Consider the following 19,573-nt stretch of genomic DNA (forward strand, 5'->3'; position numbering starts at 1 on the left):
CGGGCCGGGCCGGGCCATGGAGTGTCGCCCAGGCCGAGGCCGCCGTACACGACCACGCGACCGGGTCGGGGCGAGGACGCGCGCGAGAACGAGGACCCCAGGTCCCGCAACGGGGGCCGAAGACGATGCACACACCGCGTCCGGCACTCACGGCATCGACCCCGGCGACAAAGCCCTCCCCGCCGGCGACACCGCCGCCGGCGCCGGCAGACGCCGCGCCTCCGCGCGGACGCGGGTGCCAGGTGGTGGTAGCGACGGGGCGGGCACCCAGACGACGGACAGCACCACTAGCGGCAGGCCCCCGCCACGGACGGCGCGACCAGCACGCCGCCGGGGGCGCAGACAGCCATCCCCGACGAGCACCCCGCAGGCAGCGAGGCAGGACATCCACCCGGCGACACCCCAGGACCGGAGCGAGGTGTTCGAGGCACGGGACGGCCGCCCGGGCGCGGACCAGGACGCAGGCGCCGCAGACACCGCAGCCCTTCCGGGAGAACACGCACACAGTCTCCACACGCCGCCCGGACACGAACACGACGACGCCCCCGCCGACAGCCTCCACCGCACCCCAGGCCCCGCCACCAAGGACGGCGAGCAGACGCCGGCCACTCCACGCGGACACCGACACGCAAGAAGGCCACGCCCCGGAAGAAGCCGACCACCGCAACACACACGACCTGGGACCGGGGAGGGCGGGCCGGGTGGGTCCGGGGAGGGCGGGCCGGGGACCGGGCGCAGCCAGTCGATGGTCTCGGAGGCGTCGGCGTGCGCGGCTCGTTCGTCATTTCGCGTAGTCACCTGAATGGGTAGCACCGGATGGCCGTGTCCGGGGCGTCTTGCTGTGCTTGGCGAGGACACCCGATCCGGTGTCCGCCAAGGAGGTTGAAATGACCGCCTACCCGATACGCGCTCTGGTCGCCGGTACGTTGGCCGCGAGCGTCGCGATGTGCACCGTCCCCGCCGCATCGGCTGCCGGAAGCCCGGCTGCCGGTGCCACGATCCCGGCTCTCCAGCAGCGGACGCAAACCGACCTCACACAGGCCATGCGGGGCGAGGCGTTCGCCGACGCCTCCTACACCCTCTTCGCGGCCCAGGCCCGACGCGAAGGCCGGACGGCCGTGGCCGACCTCTTCCGGAAGACCTCCGGTGTGGAGCTGGGTGAGCACTTCGCCCAGGCGGCCGCGCTGGGCGGCCTCCTGGGCAGCAATGAGGCCAACCTCACCGCCGCCGTCACCGGAGAGACCTACGAGTCCAGGACCATGTACCCGACGTTCGCCCGCCAGGCCAGGGCGGCCGGCGACACCGCCGCCGCCGACCTCTTCACCGAGATCGCCAAGGACGAGGCAGCGCACCTGGCCGCGTACCAGGCCGCCCTCACCGCGGTCCGCACCGGCAAGGGCACCGTCCCGGCACCCCCGGCCGTCGGCCCCGTCACGGTGACAGCAGGAAAGCCCAAGGTCACCTCGGCGCAGACCAAGGCCAACCTCGACACCGCCATGCACGGTGAGGCCCTGGCACACGCCAAGTACAGCCTCTATGCCCAACGCGCCCAGCAGAGCGGCAATCCCGCCCTGGCACGCCTGTTCACCGGCATCTCCGATGTGGAGTTGCAGGAGCACTTCTCCGGCGAGGCGGCGCTGGCCGGAACGGTCGGCACCACGAGCCAGAACCTGGCCACCGCCATCACCGGAGAGACCTACGAGTCCAGGACCATGTACCCGACGTTCGCCCAGCAGGCCAAGGCCGCCGGCGACATCGCCGCGGTCGCCCTCTTCCAGCACAACGCCACCGACGAGGCCGGCCACGCCCAGGCGTTCCAGGCCGCCCGCAAGGGCCTCGGCTGACCAAAGGGTGACCGCCCCGTTCCGGTCGGCTCCCCGGAGCCCGCCCGAAACGGTGTCGGAGAAGTCGGGAGCGGGCGAACTCGACCGCTCCCGACTTCTCCCTGTTCGGTCAGCGGGCGAGGGAGAAGTGGTTCTCCTCTTCCTGGGTGAAGTGCAGGCGCAGCACGCCGTGCAGGCCGTAGGGGCGGGCGCGTAGATCGTCGGGTTTTTCGGGGCGCGAGCAGCCTTCCTCGTCGGCGGGTTGGAGGTGGGTGGTGATGCGGCGGGCGAGGCGGTGGATCTCGGGCGCGGCTCATGGTGGCGGTCGCTTCGGGGCCGCCGAGCGCGGGAGCGAGGGCCGGGTAGAGCCGGTGTTCCTCGGCGAGTTCGCGCGGCAGGCGTCGGTCGGTGGGCAGCCGGTCGACGCGGCACACGGTGTCCAGGGCGGCCGGGTGTCCGCCCCGCCAGTGAACGGTTCAACCAGCGGACAACCCAGCCCTGCCGGGCCTTGGGCCCACATGGCACGTCACGGCCATGGGGCGCCGGCGAGTTCGGGGCCGAAGCGACAGCCCGTCGGCCACGGCGTGGCGGGTCGAGCCGGCGTCGACGTTGCCCGGGACGCAGGCGCCGCTCTTCCCTGCTGGTCAGCGGCCGATCGGTGAGTGCCTGTCCCATCGGTGGCCGTGTCTCAGCCGAGCCGCGAGCGAAGACGCCGGTGCGCGAGCCGGACGGCGGTGGCCACCTGGTTGACCAGGTCCGGTAGTGCTGCTTGGACCGGGGCGCTGAGTCCGGGGCCGAGGCCGAAGTCCTCGCCCTCCACTGCGTGGACCACGAGTTCGAGTGGCATGCGGTCGAGTGCGACCGCCAGGGCGACGGTCTCGCCGAGGCCCAGGCCGTGGCTGCTGGCCGGGCCGCTCGCGCACCTGGCGGTGGCATCGGCGTCCAGGGTGTGCAGCCGCCCCGGGTTGCCGGGATGCGCGTGCACGGTCTCGACCACGATCACTCGGTCCTGGGCGGTCCAGTGGTCTAGCATTCGGCCGGGCTCGCCGTCGCTGACGGCGAGCAGCGTCTCCTGGGGGACCTGTCCGCTCAGCGCTTCGACGACGGCCGGGCCTGCTCCGTCGTCCCGGCGGTAGGAGTTCCCGACGCCGATCACGACGACCCGGCCCGTCACGCCCGGTCCACCGACCCCGCAGGGGATGGTCGGCCTGAGGGAACTGCTGGAGCGGACGGGGGGACGGCGGTGGCCGCACGGCGCTTGGAAGTGACGGAGCGGGTGGTGGGTTCGGGGATGTTATGCAGGTTGGGTGCGATGTGCACCTGACAGCGGGCGTCTGTGCGATCATCTGCCCGCTGTAGCCGATCATCGCGCAAGGAGTACACCCTCATGGCACGAGTCCGCGCCTTGCGGTGGAAGGCGGCCCTCGCCGCCCTGGCCACCGCCTGTATCGCGCTGCTGACCGGGCCGGCGGCGGGCCCCGCGGCCGCCGCCGACGCCCCCGTGGTCCGGTCGCTCACCCCCGGTGCGGACCAGTTCCGGCTGACCGACACCGACTACACGGCCGCCACCACCAACCTCTACAACCGGCACCTCACCAAGCACGCCGACCTGACCGACGTCGTCACCACCGACTACACCGTCAACTCGGCTGGCCAGACCGACGGTTGGCTGGGCCTGCGGCAGATGCGCCCCTGCACCGGCCTGGAGCAGGCCGGACTGCCGCCCGCCGACGTCGAGAAGAAGGTCGCCTGGTGCTGGTCCAGCGCCTACGGCGACGACACCACCCAGCACTGGTTCCCCCAGGGGCTCAGCACCACCGGCACGGCCGACGGCGGCGACGGCGCCATCCAGGGCCGCAGCGTCACCGCGGTCGCCTGGCACTACACCACGTACGACGACGACACGGTCACCACCGGCTGCAAGACCAACAACCTGCTCAAGCTCACCCTGATCGACCGGACCACCCAGAAGTACCGGCACGTCCTCCTGGTCGAGCCCACCAGCACCTCCGGCTCGGCCGCCGACTTCACGTACGTGACCGGCCACGGCGGCGGCATCGCCTGGTACGCCAACTACCTGTACGTCACGGACACCGCCAACGGCATCCGGGTCTTCGATCTCAACAAGCTCGCCAAGGTCGACACCTACGGTTCCGGTGTCAGCACCGCAGGCATGAGCGGCGGGAAGTCCACCGCCTGCGGCTACCCGTACGTGCTGCCCGAGACCCACCGCTACTTCCAGGCGAAGAAGGCGCCGAGCTGCGCCCCGGACGCGCCGATCGACCCGGCCTCGCTCTGCTTCTCCTGGCTCGCTCTCGACAAGACCGGCGGCGGTTCCACCTTCAAGCTGGTCACCGGCGAGTGGTACGGCGACACCTACGGCTCCCGGGTGGTCCGCTACCGGCTCAACCCGGCGAGTTCGGCCACCGATCCGGGCCTGCTCACCACCTCCGCCGAGCGCACCGTCGTCCAGGACGCCTTCACCACCCCCGGCTACCGCGGCCTCCAGGGCGGCATGACCTGGACCGACGCGCAGGGGACGCTCAACTTCGCGTTCTCCAAGGGATGCGGTACCAAGCCGGCGGTGCTCTCACACACCTGGGTCGGCGACACCCGTCCGGTCACCGGCTGCGGCAGCGAGACCGCCTGGGGCGGTAACTGGGGCGCGGGCTCGCCCCAGGCGCTCAGCTACTGGCCCAAGCTGGGGGCCAGCCAGGTCGATGAGCTGTGGGGTCTGACGGAGGGCATCTGCCGGGCCAAGGGGGACAAGCACTTCGCCGCCGGGGCCGACGACTCCGGGGTCTGCAAGAACTACGGCGGGAGCATCACGGCCTCGCTGCGCACGGTGTTCGCCGTGGGCTTCACCGATCCGGCGGTGCAGGGCCGGCACTGAGGCGTGCGGCTGCCGTCCTCTTGTCGATGGCTCGCGCTGGCCATCGGTCAGGCGGACCGGGAGCTGCCCTTCGAACTGCTCGCCACGATGGGTGAGGCGTCCTCGCTCCCGGGGTGAGCTGGGCCCGAAGGCCGACTGGCGCCACAAGATCGTCACAAGAGTCGGGGCTGGCGACAACTTGCGTGCTGAACAACAACGGGCCGTCTGAACAACAACGGCCCGTCAGACATCTCACTGATCCGGCGACAGTTGTCGCGCTGAACCGACCGAAGAACCGCACGTCAACCAGCGCACTTGACGACAGGTAGCATGCAGCGTCCCAGGTCTTGAGCCGGGCTGGGTGGAACCTGGCCGGGCGCATTGGGACTACCGGAGACAGGTCGCAGTCCGGACGAGGTCGGCGACGGCTCTGGACCGACTGTGCGGCGGCCAGGCGATCACGGTGGTGACTGTCGGCGCGTCCAGCACGGGCACGGCGGCGAGGTCACCGGGCAGTTGAGCTCGGCACGACTCCGGTGAGACCGCGCAAGCACGGCCGAGCGCGACGAGCTGCAACAACTGCGCATGGTCGCGGACCCGCGGACCGGGACCGGGCGGGTACGTGCCGTCGGGGTCGGGCCAGCGTGGCAGGGGCAGGCCGGGCAGCCCGGTGATGTCGGCCATGTGCACATGGGACCGGACGGTGAGCGGATGTCCGGCCGGCAGGACCACGACCTGGCCCTCCGTGCTGAGCTCTTCGGTGTGGAACCCGGCCGTCGAGTCGAACGGCCGGTGCAGTAGCGCCACGTCGGCCCGGCCCTCGCGCACAAGTCGTTCCTGCTCGGCCGGGCCGCACAGGATGACGTCGACGGGGACCGCGCCGGGCTCGGCGGCGTACGCGTCGAGCAGTTTCGCCAGCAGTTCGCGGGACGCGCTGGCCTTCGCGACCAGGACCAGGCCGGGACGGCCGGTCGAGGCAAGGGCGGCGCGGCGGGTCCGGCGCTCGGCCGCTTCGATCGCGTCGAGGGCCGCCCGGCCCTCGGCCAGCAGCACCGAGCCGGCTTCGGTCAGCGTGACGGTGCGGCTGGTCCGGTCCAGCAGCGCCGTCCCGAGTCGGCGTTCGAGCCGTTGGATCGCCCGTGACAGGGGCGGCTGCGCGATCCCGAGCCGCAGCGCGGCGCGCCCGAAGTGCAACTCTTCGGCGACAGCGACGAAGTAGCGCAGTTCCCTGGTCTCCATCCGGCCACGGTACTCCGGATCAATACCTGGAAGGTATCGTTGCCCACCCCATCGGTCTTGGACCCCCGCCGGGGTCCGAGAGCAGCATGGTCCCCATGAGCGAACGAACGATCGCGCTGGTCACCGGCGCGAACAAGGGAATCGGCTACGAGATCGCCGCAGGCCTGGGCACCCTCAACTGGAGCGTCGGCGTCGGCGCCCGCGACGATCAGCGCCGCAAGGCCGCGGTGGAGAGACTGCGCGCGGCCGGCATCGACGCGTTCGGCGTACCGCTGGACGTGACCGACGACGCGAGCGTGACAGCCGCGGCACGGCTGATCGAGGAACAGGCCGGGCGCCTCGACGTGCTCGTCAACAACGCCGCCATCGCGGGCGGCACTCCCCAGGAACCCACCCGCGTCGACCCCGCCACCGTCCGCACGGTCGTGGAGACCAACGTCATCGGCGTCATCCGCGTCACCAACGCGATGATGCCGCTGCTGCGCCGCTCCGCCTCACCGCGGATCGTGAACATGTCCAGCAGTGTCGGCTCCCTCACCCTGCAGTCAGGGCCTGCTGGTGAACTGACCACAGGTCCAGTGGCCGTGGCGTACGCGCCGTCGAAGACGTTCCTGAATGCCGTCACCCTCCAGTACGCCCGGGAGCTGAGCGGCACGAACATCCTGATCAACGCCGGCTGCCCCGGCTACGTCGCGACCGACCTCAACGGCTTCCGGGGCGTGCGCACCCCCGAACAGGGCGCGGCCATCGCCATCAAACTCGCGACCCTGCCCGACGACGGCCCGACGGGCCAGTTCTTCGACGACGCCGGCGTAGTGCCCTGGTGAAGTGAACGGCTTGTCATCACCCGCGCAGCCACCAGGGTGAGGCCGCTTCGCCCGCACGTCTCGAACAGCTTCATCGACTGCGTCGGCCGCCCCGGCCGACGCTCCGGTGCTCGGGGCAACGCCCCGGTGCTCGGGGCAACGCTCCGCACCGCTACTGGTTCGACATGGATGGCAGTTCATCGCAGGTTGTAAGCGGCGTGACCACTTGGTTCCAACAATCGTGCCCCGGGGATCCGGGTCGGGCACCGTGCGACGCACGCTCGAGGTCGGACCCGGGTCGAAGGCCGCTGCCTCGGCGGCCACGGCCGGTTCACCGGCCAGGAGTTGAGCCGGCCGGACGGTGAGAGCGAGGCGGCGGCGCATCGTCGGCGGTCAGGCGTAGGAGTAGCCGAGGGCGATGGTACTGGCCACGTCGGTGGCGGTGCTGGTCCAGGGGTCGAGGATGGCATCGTTGCCGGAGAGGCTCGGCTTGCCGGCGTGGTCGAGCTGCCAGCGGTCCCAGATACGGTCCACATTGGCATGCAGAAGCCAGAAGATCGGGTCGTGCGGGGCGGCCATGATGTCGCTGATGGTGCCGTTGCACCAGTTGTGCACGTCGTTGTGCGCGTCCGTCTCCAGGTGGCTGGTGAACGGGGTGTAGCGCGGGCGCAGCAGCAGGCTGTCGATCAGCGTCTGGGTCGGCAGCGAGCCGCCGTTCGCGCCGGGGACGCCGCGGGTGACGTTCGGGGGCTGCCAGACCCAGTCGGGGCGGGCGTGGTCGTTGGCGTAGTCCCAGTACGGGATGGTCAGGGTCGGCGCGCCGTTGGCGGGCTGGACGGAGCGCAGCAGGTTCTCCGCCTGCAGTGTGTAGCGGCGGTGCCAGGGCAGGAAGCGCTGAGTGCCGATCGGGCCACTCATCGAGTGCATCCGGTGGCTCATGTCGCCGTGGATGTCGGCCAGCGTCTTGTACGTCCCGGCGGCGTGGGCGGCCTTCAGGGCCGTGTTGAAGGCGTCCTTGTCGGCCTGGCTGAGCTTGCGGTGGTCGACCCGGGTGCGGGTGAGGCTGCCGGCGAGCTGGATGATGAAGTCCCGCGCGGTGTCGGCGGGCACCAGGTTCGACCAGGCCCCGTCCCCGGCTGCGGCGCCGAGCTGGGGCGGCAGCGTGGCGAGGTGTCGGTCGAAGCGGACGGCCACTGCCTCGGGGTCGAGCGCGGGGTGCAGGCCCCAGCCGTCCTTGAGGCGGAGCAGTTCGTCGTGGTCGGGGAAGTGCCCGGTCTCGGGGAGTTCGGCGGCGGTCTGGTCGATGGGTGGCATACGGAGCATCCCGTCGGTGCGTGGCTGGTGGGTCTGCTGCCACGGTCACGCGGCGGGTGCGCGGGTCGCGGTCGGGACGCGCCGAGCGGGCAGACATTCACTCCGCCAGATCAGCGGTTTGAGTCATCAGATGCGCTGGCCCGGACTGCCCTTGCTACCTGGCGCGCTCGGGAGCACCCTGGCGGGTGGCGCGGCACCAGGACCGGCCCCCCTGATCGACGTCGGCGACGCGAGCGCCTACCGACCGCCGCCCACCTCGCCTCGTACGCCGGCCTTGCCCCCGCGACCCGCAGTTCCGGATCCTCCGTACGCGGCGAACAACCCTCCCGGAGGGATGACGAGCAGCTGAAACGAGCGTTCTTCCTGGCCGCGTTCGCCTCGCTCAGCGACCCGGCCTCCCGCACCTACGACGACAGGAAGATCGGCCAGGGCAAACGGCATGTCCCGGGCCGAGTCCGGGCAGTAGCCGAGCGGGCAGGCCCCCTGACGGGGACCGGGTAGGAGGGTACGCCGAGCGGGTGCATCTCCTGTACGTCGACCAGCCGGTGACGGACGGATCCATGAGGGGCATCGCATTCGGAGGTTCCGGCGACGACGGCGGCGGGCGCGTGGCAGGACTCGGTGTCCGTGGCGGTCAGTGTCGCCGCCGGGCCAGCCATTCGGCGAGCACGGCGGCCTGGCTGTGGTCCGCATCCTTGGTGGCGGTCAGCAGCGTGAGCTTGTCGTGGGCGGCGAGGTCGCGCAGGTGCCCGGCCGCCTCGTGGTGTCGCGCATCCCGCAGTTCGGCCAGGTAGCGGCGGCGGAACTCGGGGAACCGGCTCGGCTCGTGGCCGTACCAGCGGCGCAGCTCGGTCGACGGGGCGACGTCGCGCAGCCACTCGTCCAGGGCGGCGTCCTCCTTCTTCATCCCGCGCGGCCAGACCCGGTCGACGAGCACGCGCTGCCCGTCCTGAGGCGAGGCTTCCTCGTAGATCCGCCGGTAGGCGATCCGTGTGGCCATGGGCGGCTTCCTTCCAGGTCGATCGGCTGCTTCGAGCGCTTTCGACCCTGGCGGTGGTGGGTCGTGGCAGCGCTCGGGACGCCGGACGCCGGTCCGGCGACCGGCTGGGACGGCCCGCGACACCGCGGGCGTCCCACGAGGGCGTCTGCCCGCATCAGGAGGATCCTCACCTGGCCGCGGCTCCGCCGCACATCCGATCCATGACCAGCCGATTCACGACCAGCCAAGCCACGACCAGCCGGTTCACGGCGCGACACGCAGCCGGCGTCCACCGGAGGCCTTCTCGACCGCCTTCTGGAGTTCGCCGCGGTTCGTCGTCGAACGGTGCGGGACGTCCAACTGCGTGGCCCTCTCGTAGAGCTCGGCCTTGGTGAACTGCTTCGGGTCCTCGTCGCCGACGGAGACCCGCTTCTTCGCGGCCGGCTTCCCGCCCCCGCTGCGGGAGCGCGAGGTGCTCTTCTTCCCGCCGGTGCCCTTCGGGGTGCGCTCGGTCTTCACGGTGCTCTCGGCCTTCACGGTGCTCTCGGCCTTCACGGTGCCCTCGGACTGGCGAGAGCCCAGGGCCTGCAGGGACAGTGCTGGCATGTGCGGGGGCATCGATGTCTGATTGCCGCCAGCGTGGTCTGCCCCTACTGATCACACTGGCGGCATGACGATGTCGTCCACTACAGACTCGATTACTGTCCTCACCGGCATGTATGCGGCTGAGGCGGAGTACCTGGCGGCCGGAGGCCCCGGCGAGGCTTCATTCGACCTGCTCGCCCCCTTCTTCGCACCGGATGTCGTGCTGCGTCAAGCCGATTCTCTGCCCTATGGGGGCACCTGGCGCGGGCACTCGGGCATGACACGGTTCTTCCTCACGATGGGTTCCGTTTGGGAGTCATTCGAGATGGTGGAGCAAGAGTTCCTCGCCACTGGTGAGACTGCCGTAGTGCTCACCCAGGTCCGTGCTCGTGCTCGTGCGACCGGCCGCGAACTCTCCTTTCCGATCCTGCAGACGATCACGGTCAAGGACGGGAAGATCACTGAGGTCCGTCCGTTCTACTGGGACACACAGGTCATCGCCGACGCCTGCGCAGAGCCGAGGGCGACCGGCTGATGTGGACGGTGAGTCCGCTGGTCACGGCCACTCGTTGATGGCCGTGACCAGCACGGTTGCCTCATGGCTGACCGCGAGCTTGTCGTACCGTGTCGCCGCTGCACGGCGTTTCTGAGGCGGTTGATACCGCATTCCACTGCGTGACGCCGCCTGTAGTCTTCCCGGTCGAACTTCGGCGCGGCCTGCCCGCGGGAGCCGAGGTTCTCGCGGTTGCGGACCTGGTCCGTCTTCCCCGGAATAGTGCACGAGCGTCCGGCGTCCGCGCAGGTAGGCGCGGTTCGCGCGGGAACCATGAGGGGGCGGACCCGAACCAGGTCCGGGCCGCGCACGACCGGCTGGCAGCCCGGGGCGCCGTGGTGGAGACGCTCGCCGCGCAGGACGGCCACGTCCTGGCGGGCGACGGCGCCCGGCTGCCGGTGGACCGGCGCCGCCCACCACCGTCTCGGTGCTCTACGACGCGCTGGTGGTGCCGGACGGCGGCGAGCAGGCGCTGCCCTCCGATCCGGACGCCGTCCGCTTCCTCACCGAGGCGCTGCGCCACGGCAAGCCCGTCGCGGTGCTCGGCAGCGGCGTCGAGCTGTGCCGGGCCGGCCGGGATCGGCGCCCCGGACGGGTTGGCCGGCGTCGCGGTGTGCCCGCCTGCCGAAGCGGTCGGGCCGTCGTTCCGGGAAGGGTTCGTCCGGCTGGTCGAACACACCGCTTCCCCGCGCAGTGATCCGTCGTCAACTCCGTTCTCACCTTTGCGCTTTCACCTACGGGCGAGCCGCCCAGCGGGGCTGACCGACACGGGGGATCGTCACCCGCGTTCGTCACGGTCCGCGGCTCCGGCCGCAGACGTCGCGGCCCTCCGATTGCTTCGACTCCCGACGACTTCCGGCCGCGCGGAGTGGAACGAGCATTTCCGGGCAGACGCGGCACAGGCGAACAGAACGCCCCAGCAACGAGAGGAGTCACACCATGGGCACCCAGGACAAGCTGCGCAACGCCGCCGAGAAGGCCCACGGCAAGGCCAAGGAGGCCGCCGGACGGGCCACGGGCGACCGCGCGGTCGAGGCCGAGGGCCGGGGCAAGCAGATGAAGAGCGATCTGAAGCAGGCCGCCGAGAAGGTCAAGGACGTCGGAAAGGACTGAACAGAAAGGACTGAACAGGTGAGCGACCAGGACCACCGGCCCGTACCGAAGGACCCCCCGGTGCCGGTCGAGACGCCGGACTCCCGGATGACCGGCGAGGGCGCGCCGCCGCCCCCTCCCGAGGAGGGGACGGACCCCTCGAACGAACCGACCGGGCCGGCCGATGACCCGGAACCGCACGAGCCGCCCGACTGAGCGGCCCCGGACCGATCATCACAGGTTCCGGCGTCACGCTCGGGCGAACGGGTGGTCCGCCACCGCGATCCCGCGCGCAACGGCGTTGCGCGCGGGACGCCGTCCCCGGCCGGACGGTACACCTGGGGCCGCTCGCCGCAGCAGCGGCGTGGTTTCCGATGGTCGGGACGGGGGTGACGAGATGCGGACGGTGGCCGAACTCCTGATCTGGTGGGGGTTGTTGGTCCTGCTGAACGTCGTGTTCATCAGCTCGGTGACGCCGCTCGAGACGGCCGTGGGCGGCGGCATCGCCCTTCTCGCGGCACTCGGCGCGGTGGCCGTCCGGCGGACCTCCGGCGCGGCCCCGGGCGGTCCGGCCCGCCTCGGCGCGGCACTCCTGGCCTTCCCGGGGACGCTGCTGGCCGACACCGGCCGTCTGGCACTCGCCGTCCTCTCCCCCGGCCACCGCGGCTCCGGCTTCCGCGCCGTCCGCCTCTCGCCCGGCACCGGGCCCGCCTGGGCGGCCGCGCTGCTCTCCTCCACCCCCGGCGCCTACGTCGTGGACGTCGACGGCCAGACCCTCCTGGTGCACTCGCTCGGCCGTGAATCCTCCTCCTTGGAAGGCGCGTTGACGGAGGCGGCCGAGTGAACGCCTGGCTGCTGGCGGCGGCCGTCCTGGCCGGCGGCGGGATCGCGCCGTGCCTGCTGCTCGGGCTGTGGGGCCCGACGCACCGGCGCCTGGCCGGGTTGAACCTCGCCGCCGTGACGACCTGCGTCGTCCTGCTGCTGCTCGCCCAGGGCTTCGGCCGCCCCTCCTACACCGACCTGGCGCTCGACCTCGCCGTGCTGGCGCCCGCCGGAACCCTGGTGTTCACCCGCTTCCTGGCCGGGGAGGAGCGCTGATGGGCCGGCACGCCGTGGCACTGGTGCTGCTCTGGGCGGGCACCACCGCGCTGCTGCTCTCCGCCGTCGCACTCGCCGTGCTGCCCGGCCGGTACCTGCGCCTGCACGCCCTCTCCCCCGCAGCCGTGCTCGGCACCCCGCTGATCGCGCTCGCGCTCGCCGTGGACACCGGGCCGGGCCGGGCGGCGGTCAAGCTGCTGGTGATCGGCCTGCTGGTGACGGCCGGCGGCACCGTCACCACCATGGCCGTTGCCCGGGCCACCCGCCGCTCGGAGGCCGGCCGGTGACCGACACCCTGATCGTGATCGCCCTGCTGCTCACCGCCGCCACCTCCACCGCGGCCGCGCTCACCCGCGACCCCGTCCGGCAGGCCGCCGTCCTCGCCCTGCTCGGGCTGAGCCTCGCGCTGCTCTTCACCGTGCTCCAGGCACCCGACGTCGCGCTCTCCCAGCTCGGCGTCGGCAGCGCGATCACCCCGCTGCTGATCCTGCTGACCGTCCGCCGGGTGCGCCGCAAGGAGCACACCGACGACCACCCGGACCGCACCGAGTGAACCGGACCGCCCGGCTCGGGCTCTTCCTCCTCGCGGCCTGCGTGCTGGCCGCCGCCCTGATCGCCGCCGCCGGCGAGCTACCCGGCTTCGGCGGTGCCCACCACCCCTACGGCGAGCGCGCGGTGGCGGCCGGGCTGGAGCGGCGAACGGCCAACATCGTCTCCTCCGTCAACTTCGACCAGCGGGCCTTCGACACCCTCGGCGAGGAGTCCATCCTGTTCGGCTCGGTGCTCGGCGCGGGCATCCTGCTGCGGCTGGCCCGGGACGAGCGCAAGCGCCGCGCCGCCGCCGAGCCCGTCCTGCCCACCACCCGGCTGTTCGGCGCCACCCTGCTGCCGGTCGCCGTCCTGACCGGCGGGTACCTCGTCGCGCACGGCGCGCTGAGCCCGGGCGGCGGCTTCCAGGGCGGCGTCGCCCTGGCCACCGCCCTGCACCTGGCCTACGTCGCCGCCGACTACCGGGTGCTCAAGCGGATCCGTCCGCTCGCCGCGCTGGACGTCACCGACGCGCTGGCCGCCGGCGCCTTCGCCGCGCTCGGCCTGATCGGTCTCGCCCAGGGCGCCGGCTACCTCGCCAACACCCTGCCGCTCGGCACCTTCAACCAGCTCTCCTCCGGCGGGCTGGTGGCGGTGATCAACGCCGCCGTCGGGGTGGAGGTCGCCTCGGGCGTGGTGGTGCTGCTCGCCCACTTCCTGGACCAGGCCGTCGAGGTCGCGCCCCGAGGGGAGCGGGCATGAACCTGTTCCCCTACCTGGTGGCCGGCTGGATCCTGCTCGCCGGGCTGTACGGCCTGGTGACCAGCCGCGACCTCGTCCAGGCGGTCGGCTGCCTGGCCGTCGCGCAGTCCTCGACCTACGTGCTGCTGCTCGCCGTCGGCTACCGCCGCGGCGCCACCGCACCCGTCTTCTCCGACCTGCCGACCGACGCCCCGGTGGTGGACCCGGTGGTCCAGGCACTGACCCTCACCGACATCGTGGTCGGCGCCACCGTCACCGCGCTGCTCCTCTCCCTGGTGATCCAACTGCGCAAGCGCCACGGCACGGTGGACCCGGAAGAACTCACCGGACTGCGGGGCTGACGACGGGTGCTCCCCACCTCCGACCTGCTGCCCCTGGCCGTCGCCGTCCCCCTGCTGGGCGCGGCCGTCACCGCCGTGGCGGGCCGGTGGCTGCCCCGCCCCGGCCGCGACGCGCTCGCCACCGTCCTCGCCGCCGCCGAGGTCCTCTGCCTCGCCCTGCTGTGGGCCCGGACCAGCCCGGACGGCCGGGCGGTCTCCTGGCTGGGCGGCTGGACCCCGAGCGGCGGACACAGCGTCGGCATCGTGCTGGTCGCCGACCGCCTCGGCAGCGGCCTCGCGCTGCTCGCCGCCGTCCTCGTGCTCGCCGTGCTCTGCTACGCCTGGCGGTACTTCGACGAGCCCTCCGGCGAACGCGGCGGCCTGTTCCCCGCGCTGCTGCTGCTCTTCGAGGCCGGGATGTGCGGCTTCGCGCTCACCGGCGACCTCTTCGACGCCTTCGTCTTCTTCGAGCTGATGGGCGCCGTCGCCTACGCGCTGACCGGCTACCGGATCGAGGACCCGCGCCCGCTGCACGGCGCGATGGCCTTCGGCCTGGTCAACTCGGCCGCCGCCTACCTCTCGCTGCTCGGCATCGGCCTGCTCTACGCCCGCACCGGCGAGCTCGGCATGGCGCAGCTCGGCGCCGAACTCGACCGGCTCGCCGCCCCCGGCCGCGGTCCGGACGCCCTGCTGGTCCTCGCCTTCGTCCTGGTCCTGGCCGGCCCGCTGGTCAAGGCCGCCGCGGCGCCCTTCCACTTCTGGCTGCCGGACGCCCACGCCGTCGCCCCGAGCCCGGTGTGCATGCTGCTGTCCGGGGTGATGGTCGAGCTCGGGGTGTACGGCGCGGCCCGCATCCACCGGGTGGTCTTCGCCGGCGCGGGCGGCCTGCCGGACGCCGTCGTCCGGGACACCCTGCTGGCCGTCGGGGTGCTGACCGCGCTGGTCGGCGCCGTGATGTGCTGGCAGCAACGGCACCTGAAGCGCATGCTGGCGTTCTCCACGGTCGGGCACGTCGGACTGTTCCTGACCGGCGCGGCCCTGCTCACCCCGGCCGGACTGGCCGGCACCGCCGTGTACGTGGCCGGCCACGCCGGGGCCAAGGCCGCGCTGTTCGGCCTCACCGGCGTACTGCTCGACCGGTACGGCTCGGTGGACGAGCACGGGCTGCACGGCCGGGCCCGCGAACTCCGGGCCACCGGGCTGCTTTTCACGCTGGGCGCGCTGGCCCTGGCCGGGCTGCCGCCGTTCGGCACCGGCCTCGGCAAGGCCGTTGCCGAGGAAGCCGCCGGACGTCAACTGGCCTGGCTGCCCGCGGTGTTCGTTCTGGTGTCGGTGCTCACCGGCGGCGCGGTGCTGCGGGCGGCCCTGCGGGTCTTCGGCGGGTTCGGCGCACCGCCGAAGGAGCACCCGGACGTGGCCGCGACCACCGGCGAGGGCGAGGAGCCCGAGATCCGCGAACCGGGCCGACGGCTGCCCCCGCCGATGGTCCTGGCCCCCGGGCTGCTGCTGGCCGGCTGCCTGGCCGTCGGCGTGCTGCCCGGCGTCGGCCGGGCCCTCGCGGCGGGCGCCGCCGCCTTCACCGACCGCGCGGCCTACCTCGCCGACGTACTCGGAGCGCCCGCACCCCCCGCGCCGCCGGCCCCCGAGGCCTGGTGGACGCCGTCCGGGATCGGCCTCGGCCTGCTCTCCGCCCTGCTGGCCGCCGCGTTCGCCGTCGCCGCCGTCCGCCGCGACCCGCGGCGCGGCACCGGCGGCCTCCACCGCGCCAGCGGCCTCTACCGCGCCGTCGTCCTGCCGCTGCGCCGCCTGCACTCCGGCCTGCTGGGCGACTACGTCGCCTGGCTCGCCGTGGGCCTGGCGGCCCTGCTGGTGACGATCACCGCGCAGCTCTGAACCCACGCCGCCGCGCGCGGCGGCGTGGGTTCCGCGGCGAAGGGTCACCCCGCCTGGACGCGGCGGCCGGTGACGCCTGCCGGGCGGACGCGCACCCACAGGGGGCGGGGGCCGCCGGCCCAGGGGGCGGCGCCCGGGAGGGCGGAGAGGTGCTGCTCCTCCTCCGGGGTGTCGACGTGGTGGGCCTCGCCGAGGACGAGGACGCTCCAGCCCTGGCGGCGGTGTTCGTCGATGTGGTCGACCTCGAAGGAGACGGGCGCCCCCTCGTCGGGAGCGGCCGCGCCCCGGGGAGCGGTGCGGTAGGCGATCGTCCGGGCGTCCACCACGTAGTTGACCGGGAGCACGACGGGCGCCGACGAGCCGGGCAGGCCGATCCGGCCGATGCCCCGGGTGCCGAGCAGTTCCCAGCACTGCGGCTCGGTGAGGCGGCGGAGCCCGGCGCGCGGGGCGGCGTCGGTCCGGCCCGGCGGGGCGTCCGGACGTCGACCGGACAGCAGCTCGGGCCAGGCCATGCCGAGCACGGCGGTGATCCGGACGAACCCGGGCGGGTCGAACTCGGGCCCCGAGCAGAGGAGTTGTCTCAGATAGGCGGGCGACATCGCGGCCCGGTGGGCCAGCATTCCCTCGCTCAGGCCGAGTTGCTCGCGCCGTCGGTCGATCCGGCGGGCGATGTCGGCCGGGTCGGGACGGTCGGTGGTGCCGGCGACTCCTGCGTACATGGCGATCACGTCCGGAACAGCGCGACCTTGAGGGCGCCGGTGTCGGCCGCGTCGGCGAAGACGTCGTACGCCTCCTGCATCTCGTCGAGGCCGAAGCGGTGGGTGACCAGCCCGCCGGTGTCGAGCCGGCCGACGGCCAGCATGTCGAGCAGCATCGGGGTGCTGCTGGTGTCGACCAGGCCGGTGGTGATGGTGACGTCGCGGATCCAGAGGTCCTCCAGGTGCAGCACCGCCGGCCGCCCGTGCACGCCGACGTTGGCGACCCGGCCCCCGGGGCGCACCAGGTGGGTGCACAGCTCGAAGGTCTCGGGCACGCCGACCGCCTCGATGGCCACGTCCACGCCGAGCCCGTCACGGCTGAGCTTGCGGACGGCGTCGGGGGTGGCCTCGGCGGAGGTGAGGACGGTGTCGGCGCCGAAGCGCTCGGCGGCGGCGAGGCGGCTTCGGGCGAGGTCGATGGCGATGACGCGGGCGGGACTGTAGAGCCGCGCGGTCAGGACGGCGGCGAGGCCGATCGGTCCGGCGCCGACGATCGCGACGGTGTCGCCGGGGCCGACGCGGCCGTTGCGGACGCCGACCTCGTAGGAGGTGGGCAGGATGTCGGCGAGCAGCAGGGCGTCCTCGTCCCGGACGCCTTCGGGAAGCCTGTGGAGGGAGGCGTCCGCGAAGGGGGTGCGGACGTACTCGGCCTGGCAGCCGTCGACGAGGTGGCCGAGGATCCAGCCGCCACCGCCGGTGCACTGCCCGTAGCTCGCGGCTCGGCAGTAGGCGCAGCGGCCGCAGGCGGAGACACAGGAGATCAACACGCGGTCGCCGGCCGCGACGGTGCGCACGCCGGGGCCGGTCTCGGTGACGGTGCCGACGGCCTCGTGGCCGAGGACGCGGCCCTGCCCGACCTCGGGGACGTCGCCCTTGAGGATGTGCAGGTCGGTGCCGCAGATGGTCACCGCGTCCACCCGGACGACGGCGTCCTCCGGGTCGCGGACGGTCGGGTCGGGGACGTCGCCCCAGGTACGGCGGCCTGGTCCGTGGTAGGTCAGCGCTTTCATGGCGGCGGTCGCTCCTCTCGGAGGGCTTGGCCGGGGCGGAGCCGAACCGGTTCCGCTCGTACTTCCAGCGTTCTCCGCGGCCGGGCCCGTCGCCAGGGGGCCGGTGGGGTGCTCCCGGTGGGCCGATGGACCCCGTTGCCCGCTTTCCCCCGCCGTTGCACGCTGCTCCGCGGCGAGCGCGCCTACGCTGGTCAGTGGGCATCGGGGGGCGAGCCACGGAGGTTCCCCTTGGACAGCGCGTCGGAGAGTCCCGCCCCCGTGCCGAACCTGCGGCTGGACGCACTCCTCGGAGAGCTCCAGGCCCGGCTGGACGCCGCGCGCGGCACCCGGGACCGGGTGCACAGCCTGCTGGAGGCGGTGCTCGCGGTCGGGCGGGACCTGGAGCTGTCCCAGGCGCTGCGGCACATCGTGGAGGCGGCGGTCACGCTGGTGGACGCGCGGTACGGCGCGCTCGGCGTGATCGGCGAGGACCAGAGGCTGTCGCAGTTCATCCCGGTCGGGGTCACGGACGAGCAGGTCAAGCTGATCGGCGACCTCCCGTCCGGGCACGGGATCCTCGGCGAACTGATCCGCCGACCCGAGCCGCTGCGGCTGGGCCGGCTCTCCGACCACCCGGCCTCCTACGGCTTCCCGGCCGGCCACCCACCGATGAGCAGCTTCCTGGGGGTGCCGATCCGGATCCGGGACAGGGTGTTCGGCAACCTCTACCTGACCGAGAAGCGCGGCGGCGGCGAGTTCGACGCCGAGGACGAGTCGGTGCTCGCCACCCTCGCGGTGGCCGCCGGGGTCGCGATCGACAACGCCCGGCTCTACGCCCGGGCCCGCCGGCGCCAGCGCTGGTTGGAGGCGAGTGCCGAGGTGTCCAGCAGCCTCCTGTCGGGCGCCGCCGAGCAGGAGGTGCAGGACCTGCTGCTCTCCCGAGCCGCCGAGATCGCCGGAGCGGACCTCGCGGTCGTCGCCGTGCCGCTGCCGGAGACCGCCGAGCTGGAGGTGCGGATCGCCGTCGGCCTCGGTGAGCGGGAGCACCGTGGTCTGGTACTGCCGATCGAGGGTTCGTTCATGGGCGCGGCCTTCCGCACCGGCGGGCTCGTGGTGAGCCCCGACGTCCGAAGGGACCCTCGGATCACGGCCGGCCCGCCCCGATGGAAGGGTCTCGGCCCCGCGGTCGCGGTGCCCGTCGGCACGGCCGAGCGCGGTATCCGGGGCGTGCTGCTGCTGGCCCGGGCCGCCGGCACCCCGTTGTTCGAGGAGGAGGAGTCCGGTCCGCTGCTGGGCTTCGCGGGGCAGGCCGCCGTGGCCCTGGAGCTGGCCGAGCGTCGCCGGGACTCCGAGCAGATCGCCCTGCTGCGGGAGCGTGACCGGATCGCCCGCGACCTGCACGACCTGGCCATCCAGCGGCTCTTCGCCACCGGCATGACCCTCCAGGGCGCCACCCGCTTCATCGACCACCCCGAGGCGACCACCCGCGTCCTGCGGGCCATCGACGACCTGGACGAGACCGCGAGGACCATCCGCGCCACGATCTTCGGCCTGCGCCTGCGCGAGAGCGGCCCGGCGGCGAGCGGCCTGCGCGCCCGCATCGTCGAGGTGGTCGACCGGGCCGCGCGTTCCCTCGGCTTCGCCCCGGACCTGCGGATGAGCGGCCTGATCGACGTCACCGTGCCCGATGAGGTCGCGGACGCGGCAGTCGCCGTCCTGGAGGAGGCCCTGTCCAACGCCTCCCGCCACGCCCGGGCCGGCGCCGTGGACGTCACCGTCGCCGCCGACGACGAGTTGACGGTGACCGTCACCGACGACGGGGTCGGTCTCCCCGAGAGCGGCAGGCGCAGCGGCCTCGCCAATCTCTCCGAGCGGGCCTCGACCCTGAACGGCACCTTCACCGCCCGCACGCGCCCCGAGGGCGGCACCGAGCTGGTCTGGCAGGTGCCGCTCCGGTAAACG

General features: G+C 73.0%; 22 protein-coding genes and 2 pseudogenes. 16 read left to right on the top strand and 8 right to left on the bottom strand.

Translation table 11 applies throughout. From position 1 onward, the window contains the following. Positions 1–887 precede the first annotated feature (887 nt). Entirely contained in the window at positions 888–1,844 is a 957-nt protein-coding gene (locus ACWDBB_RS17685) for a ferritin family protein (protein ID WP_449790455.1), read from the top strand. 109 nt (positions 1,845–1,953) lie between these two features. Here the strand turns inward: ACWDBB_RS17685 and ACWDBB_RS17690 are convergent. Both ACWDBB_RS17690 and ACWDBB_RS17695 read right to left on the bottom strand, forming a co-directional pair. Beyond that, positions 1,954–2,275 (bottom strand): annotated as a pseudogene (locus tag ACWDBB_RS17690) (hemerythrin domain-containing protein); the annotation flags it as partial. Positions 2,276–2,511: 236 nt separating this feature from the next. Further along, a complete protein-coding gene (locus ACWDBB_RS17695) occupies positions 2,512–2,997 on the bottom strand; it encodes a hydrogenase maturation protease (RefSeq protein ID WP_449790456.1) in 486 nt (161 codons plus the stop codon). Between the two features lie 213 nt (positions 2,998–3,210). Here ACWDBB_RS17695 and ACWDBB_RS17700 point away from each other — a divergent pair, with 213 nt between their 5' ends. Beyond that, positions 3,211–4,716, top strand: a complete 1,506-nt coding sequence (locus tag ACWDBB_RS17700) for a hypothetical protein (RefSeq protein ID WP_449790457.1) — start codon at positions 3,211–3,213, stop codon at positions 4,714–4,716. 366 nt (positions 4,717–5,082) lie between these two features. Here the strand turns inward: ACWDBB_RS17700 and ACWDBB_RS17705 are convergent, their stop codons facing one another. Next, positions 5,083–5,934: a LysR family transcriptional regulator gene (locus ACWDBB_RS17705; RefSeq protein WP_449790458.1), complete on the bottom strand. Its 852-nt coding sequence runs from the start codon at positions 5,932–5,934 to the stop codon at positions 5,083–5,085. Between the two features lie 95 nt (positions 5,935–6,029). On the opposite strand from ACWDBB_RS17705, the gene ACWDBB_RS17710 reads away from it, so the two are divergent. After that, positions 6,030–6,761 (top strand): SDR family oxidoreductase, encoded by a 732-nt coding sequence (locus tag ACWDBB_RS17710; protein ID WP_449790459.1) that lies wholly within the window; start codon positions 6,030–6,032, stop codon positions 6,759–6,761. Between the two features lie 372 nt (positions 6,762–7,133). On the opposite strand, the gene ACWDBB_RS17715 is transcribed toward ACWDBB_RS17710, so the two are convergent. Further along, complete coding sequence (locus ACWDBB_RS17715; RefSeq protein WP_449790460.1) at positions 7,134–8,054, bottom strand: tyrosinase family protein; 921 nt, start codon at positions 8,052–8,054, stop codon at positions 7,134–7,136. 243 nt (positions 8,055–8,297) lie between these two features. On the opposite strand from ACWDBB_RS17715, the pseudogene ACWDBB_RS17720 reads away from it, so the two are divergent. After that, positions 8,298–8,555 (top strand): annotated as a pseudogene (locus ACWDBB_RS17720) (transposase); the annotation flags it as partial. 133 nt (positions 8,556–8,688) lie between these two features. Here ACWDBB_RS17720 and ACWDBB_RS17725 read toward each other — a convergent pair. Together ACWDBB_RS17725 and ACWDBB_RS17730 are read right to left on the bottom strand one after the other, a co-directional pair. Further along, a complete protein-coding gene (locus ACWDBB_RS17725) occupies positions 8,689–9,054 on the bottom strand; it encodes a DUF488 domain-containing protein (protein ID WP_449790461.1) in 366 nt (121 codons plus the stop codon). A gap of 243 nt (positions 9,055–9,297) precedes the next feature. Beyond that, positions 9,298–9,639, bottom strand: a complete 342-nt coding sequence (locus ACWDBB_RS17730; RefSeq protein ID WP_449790462.1) for a hypothetical protein — start codon at positions 9,637–9,639, stop codon at positions 9,298–9,300. Between the two features lie 64 nt (positions 9,640–9,703). Here ACWDBB_RS17730 and ACWDBB_RS17735 point away from each other — a divergent pair, with 64 nt between their 5' ends. From ACWDBB_RS17735 to ACWDBB_RS17785, 11 genes are all read left to right on the top strand, one after another. Further along, positions 9,704–10,153 (top strand): nuclear transport factor 2 family protein, encoded by a 450-nt coding sequence (locus ACWDBB_RS17735; RefSeq protein WP_449790463.1) that lies wholly within the window; start codon positions 9,704–9,706, stop codon positions 10,151–10,153. Between the two features lie 445 nt (positions 10,154–10,598). After that, complete coding sequence (locus ACWDBB_RS17740) at positions 10,599–10,868, top strand: hypothetical protein (protein WP_449790464.1); 270 nt, start codon at positions 10,599–10,601, stop codon at positions 10,866–10,868. A gap of 242 nt (positions 10,869–11,110) precedes the next feature. After that, the gene (locus ACWDBB_RS17745; RefSeq protein WP_449790465.1) at positions 11,111–11,284 is read left to right on the top strand and encodes a CsbD family protein; all 174 of its coding nucleotides are present in this window, start codon (positions 11,111–11,113) and stop codon (positions 11,282–11,284) included. A gap of 18 nt (positions 11,285–11,302) precedes the next feature. Continuing rightward, a complete protein-coding gene (locus tag ACWDBB_RS17750; protein ID WP_449790466.1) occupies positions 11,303–11,479 on the top strand; it encodes a hypothetical protein in 177 nt (58 codons plus the stop codon). A gap of 181 nt (positions 11,480–11,660) precedes the next feature. After that, on the top strand, positions 11,661–12,107 hold the full coding sequence (locus ACWDBB_RS17755; protein WP_449790467.1) for a hypothetical protein: 447 nt from the start codon (positions 11,661–11,663) through the stop codon (positions 12,105–12,107). Next, positions 12,104–12,361, top strand: a complete 258-nt coding sequence (locus ACWDBB_RS17760; RefSeq protein ID WP_449790468.1) for a monovalent cation/H+ antiporter complex subunit F — start codon at positions 12,104–12,106, stop codon at positions 12,359–12,361. Before ACWDBB_RS17755 ends, ACWDBB_RS17760 begins: the two co-directional genes overlap by 4 nt. Then, positions 12,361–12,648: a monovalent cation/H(+) antiporter subunit G gene (locus ACWDBB_RS17765; RefSeq protein WP_449790469.1), complete on the top strand. Its 288-nt coding sequence runs from the start codon at positions 12,361–12,363 to the stop codon at positions 12,646–12,648. Before ACWDBB_RS17760 ends, ACWDBB_RS17765 begins: the two co-directional genes overlap by 1 nt. After that, entirely contained in the window at positions 12,645–12,914 is a 270-nt protein-coding gene (locus ACWDBB_RS17770) for a Na(+)/H(+) antiporter subunit B (protein WP_449790470.1), read from the top strand. Before ACWDBB_RS17765 ends, ACWDBB_RS17770 begins: the two co-directional genes overlap by 4 nt. After that, positions 12,911–13,651 carry an MnhB domain-containing protein gene (locus tag ACWDBB_RS17775; protein WP_449790471.1) on the top strand — a complete coding sequence of 247 codons (741 nt, stop codon included), beginning with the start codon at positions 12,911–12,913 and terminating at the stop codon, positions 13,649–13,651. The genes ACWDBB_RS17770 and ACWDBB_RS17775 overlap by 4 nt, the downstream gene beginning before the upstream one ends. Then, on the top strand, positions 13,648–13,992 hold the full coding sequence (locus ACWDBB_RS17780) for a sodium:proton antiporter (RefSeq protein WP_449790472.1): 345 nt from the start codon (positions 13,648–13,650) through the stop codon (positions 13,990–13,992). Before ACWDBB_RS17775 ends, ACWDBB_RS17780 begins: the two co-directional genes overlap by 4 nt. A 6-nt stretch (positions 13,993–13,998) precedes the next feature. Further along, positions 13,999–15,864, top strand: a complete 1,866-nt coding sequence (locus ACWDBB_RS17785) for a complex I subunit 5 family protein (protein ID WP_449790473.1) — start codon at positions 13,999–14,001, stop codon at positions 15,862–15,864. 44 nt (positions 15,865–15,908) lie between these two features. Here ACWDBB_RS17785 and ACWDBB_RS17790 read toward each other — a convergent pair whose 3' ends face one another. Both ACWDBB_RS17790 and ACWDBB_RS17795 read right to left on the bottom strand, forming a co-directional pair. Continuing rightward, on the bottom strand, positions 15,909–16,583 hold the full coding sequence (locus ACWDBB_RS17790) for a pyridoxamine 5'-phosphate oxidase family protein (RefSeq protein WP_449790474.1): 675 nt from the start codon (positions 16,581–16,583) through the stop codon (positions 15,909–15,911). A 5-nt stretch (positions 16,584–16,588) separates the two neighbouring features. Next, positions 16,589–17,632 carry a zinc-dependent alcohol dehydrogenase family protein gene (locus ACWDBB_RS17795; protein WP_449790475.1) on the bottom strand — a complete coding sequence of 348 codons (1,044 nt, stop codon included), beginning with the start codon at positions 17,630–17,632 and terminating at the stop codon, positions 16,589–16,591. A 228-nt stretch (positions 17,633–17,860) separates the two neighbouring features. Here ACWDBB_RS17795 and ACWDBB_RS17800 point away from each other — a divergent pair, with 228 nt between their 5' ends. Continuing rightward, positions 17,861–19,570, top strand: coding sequence for a GAF domain-containing sensor histidine kinase (locus ACWDBB_RS17800; protein ID WP_449790476.1), 1,710 nt, complete (start codon positions 17,861–17,863; stop codon positions 19,568–19,570). Positions 19,571–19,573 lie beyond the last annotated feature (3 nt).

This window comes from Kitasatospora sp. NPDC001095 (assembly GCF_053598615.1).

Excerpts from the sequence above, each read along its gene's own strand:
- ACWDBB_RS17685 (WP_449790455.1), top strand. The coding sequence starts at position 888 with ATGACCGCCTACCCGATACGCGCTCTGGTCGCCGGTACGTTGGCCGCG.
- ACWDBB_RS17700 (WP_449790457.1), top strand. The coding sequence starts at position 3,211 with ATGGCACGAGTCCGCGCCTTGCGGTGGAAGGCGGCCCTCGCCGCCCTG.
- ACWDBB_RS17705 (WP_449790458.1), bottom strand. The coding sequence starts at position 5,934 with ATGGAGACCAGGGAACTGCGCTACTTCGTCGCTGTCGCCGAAGAGTTG.
- ACWDBB_RS17710 (WP_449790459.1), top strand. The coding sequence starts at position 6,030 with ATGAGCGAACGAACGATCGCGCTGGTCACCGGCGCGAACAAGGGAATC.
- ACWDBB_RS17715 (WP_449790460.1), bottom strand. The coding sequence starts at position 8,054 with ATGCCACCCATCGACCAGACCGCCGCCGAACTCCCCGAGACCGGGCAC.
- ACWDBB_RS17725 (WP_449790461.1), bottom strand. The coding sequence starts at position 9,054 with ATGGCCACACGGATCGCCTACCGGCGGATCTACGAGGAAGCCTCGCCT.
- ACWDBB_RS17730 (WP_449790462.1), bottom strand. The coding sequence starts at position 9,639 with ATGCCAGCACTGTCCCTGCAGGCCCTGGGCTCTCGCCAGTCCGAGGGC.
- ACWDBB_RS17735 (WP_449790463.1), top strand. The coding sequence starts at position 9,704 with ATGACGATGTCGTCCACTACAGACTCGATTACTGTCCTCACCGGCATG.
- ACWDBB_RS17745 (WP_449790465.1), top strand. The coding sequence starts at position 11,111 with ATGGGCACCCAGGACAAGCTGCGCAACGCCGCCGAGAAGGCCCACGGC.
- ACWDBB_RS17755 (WP_449790467.1), top strand. The coding sequence starts at position 11,661 with ATGCGGACGGTGGCCGAACTCCTGATCTGGTGGGGGTTGTTGGTCCTG.
- ACWDBB_RS17765 (WP_449790469.1), top strand. The coding sequence starts at position 12,361 with ATGGGCCGGCACGCCGTGGCACTGGTGCTGCTCTGGGCGGGCACCACC.
- ACWDBB_RS17780 (WP_449790472.1), top strand. The coding sequence starts at position 13,648 with ATGAACCTGTTCCCCTACCTGGTGGCCGGCTGGATCCTGCTCGCCGGG.
- ACWDBB_RS17790 (WP_449790474.1), bottom strand. The coding sequence starts at position 16,583 with ATGTACGCAGGAGTCGCCGGCACCACCGACCGTCCCGACCCGGCCGAC.
- ACWDBB_RS17795 (WP_449790475.1), bottom strand. The coding sequence starts at position 17,632 with ATGAAAGCGCTGACCTACCACGGACCAGGCCGCCGTACCTGGGGCGAC.